Origin of the sequence: Lujinxingia vulgaris, assembly GCF_007997015.1 — a bacterium.
Taxonomy (GTDB): domain Bacteria; phylum Myxococcota_A; class Bradymonadia; order Bradymonadales; family Bradymonadaceae; genus Lujinxingia; species Lujinxingia vulgaris.
Genome location: NZ_VOSM01000007.1, coordinates 65689 through 78280, shown reverse-complemented (window position 1 = coordinate 78280; position 12592 = coordinate 65689). Strand labels below are relative to the sequence as shown.

Genomic DNA, 12592 nt, shown 5'->3' with positions numbered 1-12592 from the left:
CGCCATGCCCGGCCCTAGCGCCCGGCGCCGGCAACCTCGGCCCGGTCGAGGTGATCGGCGCCCTCGCGCCACCTCAAAAACTCGGCGTAGCCGCCCTTAAAGTCGTTCACACCTTCGGGCGTGATCTCGAGCACCCGCGTGGCCAGACGCTGCACAAACCAGCGGTCGTGAGACACAAAGAGGATCGTGTTGGGGTAGGCCTCCAGCCCCCGGGCCAGTGAGTCGATGCCCTCCAGATCCAGGTGGTTCGTCGGCTCATCGAGCACCAAGACCGTCGGCTCGGCCACGCCCAGGCGCGCAAAAGCAAGGCGCGCTTTCTCACCGCCGGAGAGCGCGCCGACGCGCTTCTCAATATCTTCTTTGCCAAAAAGAACTTCGGCGAGTTTGCCGCGAATGTAGCCGTTGGGCTTGTCGGGGAAGTGACTCCAGAGCCAGTCGTGCAGAGTGGTCTCGGCGCTTCCTTTAAGGTCGGCCAGGTCCTGCGAAAAATACCCCGGCTCCACCGCGTGCCCCCACTCGATCTCACCGCGATCAGGATCAAGCTCTCCCATCGCCAACTTTAAGAGCGTGGACTTACCAATTCCGTTGGGCCCCACAATCGCAACCCGGTCGCCGCGATTCACGCTAAAAGTCACGTCGTTGAGCACCGTGCGCTCCTCAAAGGAACGGGTCAGCCCCTCCACGCGCAGCACCTCTTTGCCCGTATCGCGGGCCGCCTTGAAGTTGAAGGTCGGGTACATACGCGAGCTCTGCGGCAGCTCCTCGACCTCCATCTTTTCCTTTTCGACCTGCTTGACGCGGCTCTGAGCCTGACGCGCTTTTGAGGCCTTGGCCTTAAAGCGCTTAATAAAGGCCTCCTGCTCGGCGATGAAGGCCTGCTGCTTGGCGATCTTGGCCTCCTGACGGTCCCTATCCTCGACCTTGGCCTTCTCAAAGCGCTCGTAGTTCCCCTTGTAGACCAGCACCCGCTCGTAATCGACGTCGATGATGTGGGTGCAGATCGTGTTGAGGAACTGATGGTCGTGCGAGACCACGACCACACACCCGGCGTAGTCGCTTAAAAAGCGCTCCAGCCAGGCGATCGAGACGATGTCCAGGTGGTTGGTCGGCTCGTCGAGAAGCAGGATGTCGGGGTTGCCTGCCAGCGTCTGCGCCAGCAGCACCCGTAACTTATAGCCACCGCTCAACGACGAGAGGGGCTCGCGATGCTTCTCGGTGGGGATGTTGAGCCCTTCGAGAATATCGGCGGCCTTCGACTCCATGGCATAGCCATCAAAAGCCATGACCACATCTTCCAGGTCGCCAAAACGCTCCACGTCGAAGGCTTCGGGATCTTCGGCGGCTTTTGCGAGCATCGCCTCCTTCTCCACCATCGCCGCCCAGAGCTCGGGCACCCCCATCATCACCACATCGAGGATGGGCACATCGTCATACTCAAAATGGTTCTGACGCAGCACCCCCACGCGCTTGTCTTTGGGGATGGCCACATCGCCGTAGGTGGGCTCTTCCTGGCCGGAGATCACCCGCAAGAGCGTGGACTTGCCCGCCCCGTTGGCGCCGACAATCCCGTAGCGCGAGCCCCCGTCAAAGGCCACCGTCGCACCCTTAAAGAGGGTGCGGGCGCCGTACATCACCCCGATATCGTGAATCGAAAACACGTGTTGCTCCTGCGAAATAGGACTGCTGGTCTCGCTCTCCTACGACGCCGTGAGCAGATGTTGATGCCGCTGGATGCGAGATCGAGCGTGACGCGGGCAAGGCGCAAAACGTAGGTGATGCTGTAGCATCGTCGAGGCTTTGCAACGCTGCACGCGGTGCTCTCGATGCAGCAGACGCAGCATCAACGATAGCGCACGGCGTATTAGCACCAACCTCGGGCAAAGACCACCATCGCCGCGCTCCGATTGTTCCCCCCTGCCCTTCTTTTCGCCCCCAAACCTCCCACAAAAAATCCGAAGTTCGGAGCCTCTCCAAACTTCGGATCTCTTGCCTCAATACGCTGAGCACGATGCTCCGCTGAGGCTAGAATTCACGGAGAGGACGCGTGCCCAGGCAGCTCGCGAAAAAGCTCACCGCATCCGCTGGCCCCGGGCCGTTTTTAGAATTCACAGCCATCAGCGCCGCCCGCCAATAAGCCCGGCACGCCAGGCCCAGTATACAAGCTGCAGCACCGCCGCCACCGCCGCAGCCACATAAGTCGCCGCTGCCGCGTTGAGCACTTTGGCCACCCCGCGCGCCTCTTCACCGGTCACAAAACCCTGCTCATCGAGCACGCGTTTGGCCCTCGCCGAAGCGTCGAACTCCACCGGCAAGGTCACCAGCGTAAAGGCGACCGCCCCGCCAAAGAGCACGATGCCAACCGTGGCCAGCCCGCTGATGCCAATGACAATACCCGCGATGGTGATCCACAAGCCCAGGTTGGTCCCGATGCTGGCCACCGGCACCATCTTCTGGCGCAACTTCATCATCGCGTAGCCCTCCTGATGCTGGATGGCGTGACCCACCTCGTGGGCGGCAATGCCGGCGGCGGCCACCGAGCGCCCGTTATAAATATCCGGGCTCAGCCTCAGCATCTTCGCGCTCGGGTCGTAATGATCGGAGAGCACCCCCTGCACAGGCTCAATGCCCACATCGCGGATGCCCCGCGCATCCAGAATAGCCTGAGCTATCTGCCGGCCGGTCATCCCCCGGCTGGTGGGAACTTTGCTCCACTTACCAAAGGCCGACTTCACCCAGGCCTGCGCCCCCATGCTCAGCACAAAACCCACCCCGAGAATCACGAGATAAACAGGATCGAAAAACATGGTCTGACCTCCTACACAAGGGGTCGGCACGAAGGCGCCGGCCCTTTCTGGGTCCATTTCGTCGGGCTGAACGTATACACAGCCCCCCGGCGGTCAATCCGAATTTTGAGAGCTTCAGCGAAGCGCCGCTTCCAGCTCGCGAGCGGCCTCTTCATAACGCCCCAACGCCTGCAAGAGCTGAGCACGCAGCACACCGGCGCGCGCGTCGGTGGCCTCATCCCAGCCGGCCTGCGCGCGAAACTGGTCCAGGGCGGTGAGCGCCTCGGCCGGCTGCCCCCCGGCGGCCAGCGCTGCCACCCGATACCAGCCCACAAATCGCAGGTCGGGGTTGGCCTCTGCAGCCTCACCCGCACGCCTTATTGCCCGCTCATAGCGCCCGTCCACCAGCGCTTCGGCTGCCTCCACCACCATCAGCCTTCGCTCCACCATGTCGGTCAGCAGCGCGTCGCCGCTCAGCTCCGAAGCCAGCTGCAAACGCTCGCGCTGCACCGCCCAATCCGCCGCCGTCAGCGTCGGCACAAGCCCCGAGGCCTCCCCCAGAAGGCGCGCGTCATGCTCATCGAGCAGACGCTGGGCCAGCCGCGCCTGCACGCTCCCAAGCTCCGGCGCCGCATAGCCCATGCGCAGTACCGTGCGGTAGAGCCCGTACGCCCCCCCGCCCGATGCGGTGAGCGCCTGTCCGCGGTTGAGCTCCCGCTCCAACGCCTCCAACGCCTGACGCTGCGAGCCCGGCACCACATAACCCTCACCGCCGGCCTGGTTGGCGGCCATGCGCCGCTCCGAGCGAATCTGTTCGGCGTCGGCCGCCTCGGGGGCAAGCCTCAGATAATGGTCGTAGTGGTGGGTCGCCTCGGCGTAGCGCTCCATCCAGAAGTTCGCCCGCGCAAGGTTTCGGTAGGCCTCGGGCCGCTGCGGAAGCACCTGCGCGGCCTCCACAAAACGCTGGCGCGCCCCCTCATAGTCCCCCCCGTTGTACGCCTCGGTGCCCTGAGCAAGGATCGCGTCGTAGGCGTTCTGCCGATCGCCATTCTCGGCAAATTCCCCTTCTACTTCAGACACTTGCGCATCAACACCAGACACCGCCGGCGCGTCCTCAACTGCCTCACTGCCCGACTCCTGAGCCATCGCCGGGCTCATCGCAACGAGCCACGCACCGGCGAGCACGACGCCCCGGGTTGAGATCCATCGCCACACGCTCATAGCTGCTCCGGAGGTTGGGGGCTAAACCCGGGGATCTGCGGAATGCCCACCCCGACCATCACGCCCAGAAGATGCTGCGCGCCCTGCTCGCGCCCCAGGTAAATCTCGGTGCGGTAGTTCACGCCCACCGACCAGCGCGGATCAAAGTGGTAGCGCACCCCGGCGCCCAGCGACCAGAACGCGCGCGCCTGCGACAGGATCACCGAGGCCTCGCTTCCGGCCGGACGCGCCCGCAGCCGCTCCCAGTTCACCCCCAGGCCAGCTTCAGCATGCGGCACGAGGTTTTGCCAGATGAACCGGTAGCGAAGCTGCAGAGGTCGAAGCGAGATAAGCTCCCGGCGCTCCACCTGCGCCACCACGCTCCCCCCGCCCGGCCTCGTCCAGAGCTCGGCCTCCTCGTTCACGCCCCCACCGGCATAGCTGAGCGAGAGCAGCGTCAGCCCCAGCCTCTCGCCCTCCCAGATCGCGTCCAGGCGCACCCCTCCGGCGGCCAGCGTGCGCCGCGAGCGCGCCGCCAGCTGCCCGGCCTCACTCCACCCTTCAAAGCTGTACTCCAACCCGTCGAGATCTCCGCGGGTCTGGCGCGGCGCGCTGCTATGGAAACCCAGCTCCACCCCGGCGCTCACCTGCAGGCGATTGGCCACCAGCGCTGCGACATCGATCTCACGCAGCAGGCTGCTCGCATTGACCATGGTCACCGTCGTCTCGGTCAGCCGCGCCGGATCAACCTCCACCACCTGGGTGAGAGGCTCATAACCCTCCGCGCGCACCTCCACCGCATAGCGTCCCGCCGGCAGCTCCAGCAGCTCGGCCGCACGCCCCATCGGGGCGTCCTGAATCCAGATCTCGGCCCCCTCCGGCGCGCCCAGAACCCGCAACCTCCCCGGGAGCTCCTCCATCGATTCACTCAGGCGCACCGCCTGACCGCTCCCCACCTCCACGCTGCCTTCGACCGGCGCAAACCCCTCCAGCGTCAGACGATACTCATATCGCCCCACCGCCCGCTGGCCGCTCCAGGGCGTCTGACCGACCACCTCGCCATCGAGCCACACCTGCGCTCCGGCCGGCTCGCTCTCCACCGAGACCACCCCGGAGGCATCAAAGAGCTCGCGCACAAGCTCAAAGCCCGCAGCCCGCCCCTCGCGCTCGCTTAAGCTGCCGCTTAAGACCTCGGCGCCTCGCCAGTCCACAATCTCGTAGTTAACTTCTAACTGACGCGCCTGGCGGACGACCTCCACACGCACCAGGAGTTCCACGCCCAGCGCGTCCATCGCCAGCGCCGTGGCCGAGCCGCAGGGCTCCACACCCAGCGCACAGCTCGGCCAGGGACGAACCTGCGCGCGAACCCGCGCCTCCACGTCCTGTGGGGTCAGAAGATGACGCGAACGCTCCGCCGACAGCGCCTGAGCCACCCCCTCAATCACCTCATCGGTGGCATCGCCCTCAACCTGCCAGGCCACACTGCGGGCCGGCTCCGAGGGCTGCGCTGCCACGGGCGATGCCACCACCATCGCCAGAACGCTCAGCGCCACCACACTCAAAAAAGTCGCAACTACGCGACCTTGCGACCTTTTTCGTGCCACCGCCTCCACCTCGCGCTATGCTTGTCTATCCGCCGGGGGACCGACGACCACGCCGGGCGGCGTTGTAACGCGCTGCCCCGGCACCACTTTTGAGTCCGGGAGGTATTGCATGACGGATTCGCCGAACATCCAACAGGTCGCTAACCTGCTCCATTACTTCCGCGCCGAGCTCGCTCAGGCCTTCGACGCGCTGGAGCTCACCACCGCCGCCGAGACCCAGACCTACCTGGTCCACCTTCTCGAAGGCTTCGCACGCAGCAGCGCCGAGAGCGCCCAGACCATCGGCTTCGATAAACCCGCCGCCTTCTTCCTTGGCGAGGCCATGAGCGCCGCTGGCGAGCGCCGCATCGACGCCTACCGACGCCTGGGTGATGCGAGCCTCTTCTCCTGCGGCTTCTTCGAAGAGCGCCTGGACCGCACGCCCGTCAAATCGGGCTACTACCGCGACATGGGCCGCGTCGCCTACAGCCGCTTAGGCGAGCTGATGGCCTACAAACAACCCGGCGGCGCCTTCCACATTATCTTCGAAGAGCTCACCCGCTGCTTCGACAGCGTGGTCGACGCCTTTCGACTGCTCTCCCAGCAACGCCAGCCCGACCATGAGCGCCTGCTGCTTCGCTTTATGCGCGGCAACGACCTCGACGTCGACGACTGGCGCCTGCTCGGCGGGCTCCCCGGAAAAGACACCGGCAAAGCCTGAACCAGATGCGGCGAGGAGCCTTTGACAACTCCTCGCCGCAAACCCGATTTAGCCTTTCTCGGCCTGCTCGGCGGCCAGCTCGTCGTGCCCCAGCGCCTTGGAGAGCTTGCGCTTGCTCTTTTCATCAAAGCGCACAAAACCCGCGCCAATCTCGCGCAGCGAGTGCACCGCCTCTTTGTTCGACGAGGGGAAGATGCGGTCGTTGCTGCGACGCAGCTCACGCGCACGCTGGGTGGCAAGCATCACCAGCGCGAATCGGTTTTCAATATGCTCAAGGCAGTCTTCAACGGTAACGCGAGCCATAAGTACTCCTTCAAAGATCGTAGGACGATCGAAACTTGAATCATTCGGGAAGACGCCGCGCTCCGCCCCTCAAAACCGGGGGAAACGCGAGGCGTCCGGCGGTCGCGCACAGGCGCACCGATCCGCGCGAACCTTAAGCCCGGGCTCGCATCACGTCAAGCTCTCGGCCTTTTCAGCGGCGCCGATCTCGACTATCAGGAGGGCCTCAAACGACGTGCCCCTGCGGGCCTCATTCCCCTTCTGCGCGGCAGCAACTTATGAGCACCTCCGAGAAACTCGGCCCCCCCTGGACCATCCTCAAGATCTTACGCTGGACCACCGACTTCCTTGGCGAGCGCGGCATCGACTCGCCACGGGTCGACGCCGAGGTGCTCCTCTCGCACGCGCTGGATCTTCCGCGCATTCAGCTCTACGCCCAGTTTGATCGACCGCTGATTGAGAGCGAGCTGGCCAGCTACCGCGCCATGATCAAACGCCGGGCCGCCGGCGAGCCGGTGGCCTACATCACTGGCGAGCGCGACTTCTGGAGCATCACGCTCAAGACCGACGCCCGCGCGCTGATCCCTCGCCCCGACACCGAGACCCTGGTCGAAGCCGCGCTAAAACTTCTTCCCGAAGTTAAAGAAGACCAGCGCCTGCGCGTGGCCGACATCGGCACCGGCACCGGCGCCATCGCGCTGGCGCTGGCCAGCGAGCGCCCTGATCTGGACGTCGCTGCCACCGATCTGGCCGCTCCTACCCTGGAACTCGCAAAAGAAAACGCGCAAGCCCTGGACCTTTCTGAGCGCGTGTCGTTCTTCCAGGGCGATCTGCTCGACGCGCTTCCCCAGGCGTGGCGCTCACTCGATATGCTCGTGAGCAACCCGCCTTATATCGGCACCTCGGAGCGCGAGCAGCTCATGCGCGACGTGCGCGACTTTGAACCCGAGGGCGCCCTCTTCTCTGGCGAGGACGGCCTCGACATCCTGCGGCGCCTGATCCCGGCAAGTCTCAATGTGCTGAAACCGGGCGCCTATCTCCTCCTCGAGATCGGATACCGCCAGGGGTCGGCGGTCACCGGGCTGCTCGAAGACGCCGGTTTTGAGGAGATCGCGATTCTCCCCGACCTGGCCGGACGCGACCGCGTAGCCCGCGCGCGCCGCACTGCTCAAGACGCCTGAGCAGCGGCCCGACCTCGACCTCGTAGTTCATCATGAAACCTGTCGACACCTCGTTTTGCCTGGCCCACCTGCTGGTCTGCGTCAACCAACGCCACAACTCTTCGTTGCCCTGCTGCGCCAGCGGCGACGCCGAGGCCATCTACCAGAAACTGCGCGGCTGGATTGAGGCCCATAACATGCTCTCACGCATCTGGATCACCCGCACCGAGTGCCTGGGCTGGTGCCATGTCCAGGGGAGCACGGTGGCGATCTATCCGCAAAACATCTGGGTACGCGCCATGACGCTGGAAGACTGCGACGCCCTGATCGAGGAGCACCTCCGGCCCCTTCTCAACCCCGCTTCGCCCACCCGGCGGTGAGTTTGGCGCGCCGATCCTCCGCCTGCACTTGACGCGACGCGTCAACACCTTGTCTTATAGCGACCGGGAGTTATGCTTCTGCGCCGTATGCCCACGTTTAAGGGCGATGTCCCTCCCCGACCTGCCCGAAGCAGGCTGAGCCCGGCGCGACGACATCCCCCTATTTGACTTGCTGATGAGCTGGATCGACGCAAAGGTTTTGACCCATGGCCAAGAAAAAAGAAGACGTCCTCAATGAGCTGACCCGCGTGCGTTTCGTAGGCCCCGCGCTGGCCGAAGAGCTCTACAACGATCACGGCGTGCGCGATCTGGGAGCCCTGCTGACCCTGGCTCGCGAGGGCGGCCTGACCGACCTCAGCGGCGTCGGCGCCAAAAAAGCCGCCACGATCATGAGCAGCGTCCAGCGCCTGGTCGACCGCGAGGCGGCCCCCTCGCCATCACGCGCCAACGTCGACGCAGACGCGAAGAAAAAGAGCGCTCCCAAAAAGTCGGCGCCGAAAAAGGCCGAGTCGAAGAAAGCTGACTCGATAAAAGCAGCGCCCAAAAAGGCTGAGTCGAAGAAGGCCGAGCCGAAAAAGAGCGCTCCGGCCAAAGAAGCTGCTCCTGCAAAGGCGCCGACAAAAGACGTCGCCGCGAAGAGCGTCGCCGAGAAGTCGACTGCAGAGAACGCCAAACCCAAAGCCAGCCCCACTGACAGCGGCGCTGCCGGCGAAGCCGGCGCCCCGAAAAAAACGACCGGCGCCACGGCTGTGCCTTCACTTCGCGAGCGCTTCATCAGCACGCTGCGCTGCCCGGCCTGTGGCCATGACACCTTCGAGGTTAGCCTCACCACGATCACCTGTGAGGCCTGCCAGCGTCAGTTCAACCTCCAGGACGACGTCGCCGACCTGGCCCCCCCCCACGCACCGGATCGCTCTGTCACCCAGAAGTTGATGGAGACCAAATTCTACGCCCAGTTCTACGAAGAGATCATGCGCCCGCGCCTCACCGGCGTGGTCAGCGAGCGCACCATGCGCGAGGAGTACCGCCTGGCCGCCGACTACCTCGACTTCGGCGCCGAGACGCGTCTCATCGATGTGGGCTGCGGTACCGGCAACTTCACCCGCTACTTCGCCCAGCGCATCGGCCTCGCCGAGACACGCGAGACCGGCGGCGATCTTCCCCTGGTCGTCGGCATGGACCTCTCCTGGCCGATGCTCGAGACGGCGCGCCGCAACATCCGACGCGAAAACCTCGATGGCAGGGTCTTCCTGATCCGCGGCGACGCCACCCGCATCCCGGTCAGCCGCGCCTCCTTTAACCGCCTGCACTGCGCCGGCACCCTGCACCTTCTCAACGACATCGATGAGGCGCTGCGCAACTTCGCGCGCATCCTGGAGCCGGGCGGTATCTGCGTCATCGGCACGTTTATCCTCGGCGATGGCATGCTGCGCCGTTTTGCCAAACGCGTCGCCGAGATCCCCACCCGCTTCCACTGGTTCTCCCGCGACGAGCTGCACAAACGCCTGGAGCGCGCCGGCTTTGAGATCGTCAGCGACGACGTGGCCGGCGACGCCATCACCATCAAGGCCCGCCGCATCTGAGCGTTCTCACGCCCCATCAGACCTAAAAAAGCCCGCGACCTCCCTGGAGGTCGCGGGCTTTTTTGTGAGGCATGCCACCGTGGTCAGCTAAAGCAGCGCGCGCCGCAGCGCCTCCATCACCGCCTCTTCCCCCTCGCTTCGTGCGACCACCCAGCGCGCTCCGGCGCCGCGCAGGTTCATCGCCTCCACCGCGTCGTCGCCGCAGATCACGACCATCATCATCCCCTGAAGTTCCTCATGCTCGCTGACGCGTTTGCACAGCGCATGCACGTCGAGCCCTTCCAGCTCGCTGTCGAGGAGCGCCACATCGGGCTGCCACTGCCCGATCTTCAGAAGCGCATCGACCGCGTCAGCGCTGACGTCGTAGTCGATCTCGTCACCGAACTTCGCGCGCACCCGCCCCTCCAGCCCTGTGTCGGGGTGCACGACCAGCACCCGGCGCTGACGCTGCTGCGCAAAGGGGTTAGGCATGCGGTGACGCGAAAGAAAATCATCGAGCACCTGCCGCTCAATGCGGAAGTGACCCCCGGGGGTACGAAACGCCCGCAGCTCCCCCTGCTCAATCCAATTCTTGATCGAGGTAATGTTGGCGTTGCAGATCTTGGCCGCCTCAAACGTCGTATAAACGTCTTTCTCGAGATTCATCGCTACTCGCCTCGCCACATTGCAGCCCCCGTCTACGTCATTCTGCGAAACTGCACCGCGTTCGCCATGTTCTGCGCTCTATCTGCCTGAAGCTCAGGCCACACGCGCAAAAAACAAGGCGATGCGTGTCATCATCACCGTCGAGCGCCTTACGAAAGGCGCCAGAGCGCCTCGTCGTCGCGTCACTACGTCCCCCGTTCGGGTCGTGTCATTGAGACCGACGATACCAACATCTTTGCGAAAAGACTATAGAGAGGCGAAATCCCCCTGTCCCGTAAAGAAATGTAGGCATGTGTAAGACACCTTCCTCCCCGTCACGCACACGCGTCACGATGAAGTCGCCGACATAAAGTCCCCCTTTTTGAATCCGCGCGACGACGCCGCCAACCTGACAAGCTCAGGGGCGATGCCCGGGCCGCAGCTCGTGCAAGATCGACTCGAGATCATGCGAAGGCGCAAACCCCAGCTGATTGCGCGCCAGGCCATCATCGACCATGCAGACGTACTTGATATGGTCGAGCTCCGGCACCGGCCAGTCGCTGATCTTCAGAGACCACGCCGTGCTCAACATCATCTTGAGCAGGGGCTCGGGCATCGGACGCGGCTCGCGTCCCAGCCGCTCCAGAATAAAGGAGAGCGGCACCGGCGAGGGCCCCGCCAGGTTGAAGACCCCGCGGATGCCCGGGGTGAGCGCCTTTTCGATGGCGCTGACCACATCCTCCACGTGGATCAGCTGCACCATCGGGTCAAAGCCCATGATCGTCGGCGGGCGCTCCAGCCGCAGGTAACGACTCGGCGCATTATTCACTCGCCCCACAATATGAACCGGGCGCAGGATCACCGTCTCGATCTCGGGGTGCCGCCAGAAGAAGGTGTTGCAGAACATATCGAGGGCGATCAGATCGCGGATCGCCTCAAACTTCTGCCCTCCCATCAACGCGGCATCCTCTTTTAAGAATTGATCGTTACGAGGATCGGGGCCGTACACATCGGCGCTGGAGAGGACCACCACCTTGGGCACGCGATGTTCCGCGCAGAGCTCGAAGATCTTCTGGGTGCCCACGATGTTGAACTGGTGGTGCTCGTCCTGCCGGCTGCGCGGATCGTGCATGATGTTGAGGTGCACGACCGCGTCGAGGCGCTGACGCCGGAAGACGTCTTCGACGCGCCGACGCCGAATATCAACCTGCTCGATATCCACATCTTTGGGCATGTGGCGCACCGCCCGCCGGTCGATGCCCACCACCTCAAAGCGGCGATGCAGGCGACGGGCGACCGCCCGCCCCAGGTTGCCGCCGATGCCAGTAATAAGGACCCGCTCTTTGCGCGGGCGTCGGGTGCGCTGCTTCAAAAGAACACCCCCCGTCGCTCCTCAAGCCCTCGCTCGATCATCTGGGAGATGGCCTCACGCACACGCTCGACATGCCCGCCTACCACGCGATCTTCTTCGTCCGGGTCGCCCTCAAAACGCATCGGCTCCCCAAAGTAGATGCGGTACTTCACCGGCAGCGGCAACGCCCCCAGCGGTCCGAGCAAGGGCCAGGTCGGAGTAATGGGAAAAGCCGGCATCCCCAACAACTTCGCCAGCGACTTCACATCGTAAATCGCCGGCATCTGCTCCTCAGCCCCCACCACACTCACCGGCACGATCGGCGTGCCCGTGGCCAGCGCCAGACGCATAAAGCCCAGCCCGAACTCCTGGAGCTGGTAGGCCTTATCGTAGGTCTTGTTGATGCCTCGCTGCCCCTCCGGAAACACCAGGATGCAGCCACCGCGCCGCAGCAAAATACGCGCGTTCTCACGCGTACCCACCACCTGCCCGGCGCGCGCGAAGATCTTGGAGATAAAGGGCAAAGAGGGCACCCAGCGCTCCACCATGCTGCGCACCATCCGGGGTGGCGTGCGATCGATGAGCGCGGCGGTGGCGATCATCATCCCGTCGAGCGGAATCTGCCCGGTGTGGTTGGCCACCAGCAGCACCGGGCCCGACTCCGGGATGTTCTCAATCCCAAACGTCTCCACCCGAAAGTAGTGCCGGTAGAGCGCGATGGCCGGCGGCGCCACATACTTGAGGAACTCTGGCTCAAACCCGAAAGGATCGTAGCCGTAGGCGTTCTGCCCGGCGTCCATCGTGCGGATACGCTCCCAGACATCCTTGCGGATGGTCTCGATGAGCGCACCGTCGACCTGTTCTTTGACCTTCTGCAACATCCACAACTCTCGCGCAGCGAGACACCATCAAACCATCGTTCAGC

At 64.2% G+C, this 12592-nt stretch carries 12 protein-coding genes; 4 read left to right on the top strand and 8 right to left on the bottom strand.

The features are described from left to right. Positions 1 to 14: 14 nt before the first annotated feature. The 4 genes from abc-f to FRC98_RS14295 form a co-directional block, all read right to left on the bottom strand. On the bottom strand, positions 15 to 1658 hold the full coding sequence (abc-f, locus tag FRC98_RS14310; RefSeq protein WP_146982122.1) for a ribosomal protection-like ABC-F family protein: 1644 nt from the start codon (positions 1656 to 1658) through the stop codon (positions 15 to 17). 456 nt (positions 1659 to 2114) lie between these two features. Then, the gene (locus tag FRC98_RS14305; RefSeq protein ID WP_146982121.1) at positions 2115 to 2804 is read right to left on the bottom strand and encodes a zinc metallopeptidase; all 690 of its coding nucleotides are present in this window, start codon (positions 2802 to 2804) and stop codon (positions 2115 to 2117) included. Positions 2805 to 2918: 114 nt separating this feature from the next. Beyond that, a complete protein-coding gene (locus FRC98_RS14300) occupies positions 2919 to 4004 on the bottom strand; it encodes a tetratricopeptide repeat protein (RefSeq protein WP_146982120.1) in 1086 nt (361 codons plus the stop codon). Next, positions 4001 to 5587 (bottom strand): PEGA domain-containing protein, encoded by a 1587-nt coding sequence (locus FRC98_RS14295; RefSeq protein WP_146982119.1) that lies wholly within the window; start codon positions 5585 to 5587, stop codon positions 4001 to 4003. The genes FRC98_RS14300 and FRC98_RS14295 overlap by 4 nt, the downstream gene beginning before the upstream one ends. Positions 5588 to 5696: 109 nt before the next feature. On the opposite strand from FRC98_RS14295, the gene FRC98_RS14290 reads away from it, so the two are divergent. Next, a complete protein-coding gene (locus tag FRC98_RS14290; RefSeq protein WP_146982118.1) occupies positions 5697 to 6287 on the top strand; it encodes a hypothetical protein in 591 nt (196 codons plus the stop codon). 48 nt (positions 6288 to 6335) lie between these two features. Here the strand turns inward: FRC98_RS14290 and rpoZ are convergent, their stop codons facing one another. Continuing rightward, entirely contained in the window at positions 6336 to 6590 is a 255-nt protein-coding gene (rpoZ, locus tag FRC98_RS14285; protein ID WP_115605144.1) for a DNA-directed RNA polymerase subunit omega, read from the bottom strand. Positions 6591 to 6847: 257 nt separating this feature from the next. Here rpoZ and prmC point away from each other — a divergent pair, with 257 nt between their 5' ends. The 3 genes from prmC (at position 6848) to FRC98_RS14270 (ending at position 9692) form a co-directional block, all read left to right on the top strand. Further along, on the top strand, positions 6848 to 7750 hold the full coding sequence (gene prmC / locus FRC98_RS14280) for a peptide chain release factor N(5)-glutamine methyltransferase (RefSeq protein ID WP_146982117.1): 903 nt from the start codon (positions 6848 to 6850) through the stop codon (positions 7748 to 7750). 32 nt (positions 7751 to 7782) lie between these two features. Beyond that, on the top strand, positions 7783 to 8109 hold the full coding sequence (locus FRC98_RS14275) for a (2Fe-2S) ferredoxin domain-containing protein (protein ID WP_146982116.1): 327 nt from the start codon (positions 7783 to 7785) through the stop codon (positions 8107 to 8109). A 206-nt stretch (positions 8110 to 8315) separates the two neighbouring features. Continuing rightward, entirely contained in the window at positions 8316 to 9692 is a 1377-nt protein-coding gene (locus FRC98_RS14270) for a methyltransferase domain-containing protein (RefSeq protein WP_146982115.1), read from the top strand. Between the two features lie 87 nt (positions 9693 to 9779). On the opposite strand, the gene FRC98_RS14265 is transcribed toward FRC98_RS14270, so the two are convergent. The 3 genes from FRC98_RS14265 to FRC98_RS14255 form a co-directional block, all read right to left on the bottom strand. After that, on the bottom strand, positions 9780 to 10337 hold the full coding sequence (locus tag FRC98_RS14265) for a helix-turn-helix domain-containing protein (protein ID WP_146982114.1): 558 nt from the start codon (positions 10335 to 10337) through the stop codon (positions 9780 to 9782). 397 nt (positions 10338 to 10734) lie between these two features. After that, entirely contained in the window at positions 10735 to 11688 is a 954-nt protein-coding gene (locus tag FRC98_RS14260; protein ID WP_146982113.1) for an SDR family oxidoreductase, read from the bottom strand. Then, positions 11685 to 12548, bottom strand: coding sequence for a lysophospholipid acyltransferase family protein (locus FRC98_RS14255; protein ID WP_146982112.1), 864 nt, complete (start codon positions 12546 to 12548; stop codon positions 11685 to 11687). Before FRC98_RS14255 ends, FRC98_RS14260 begins: the two co-directional genes overlap by 4 nt. Positions 12549 to 12592 lie beyond the last annotated feature (44 nt).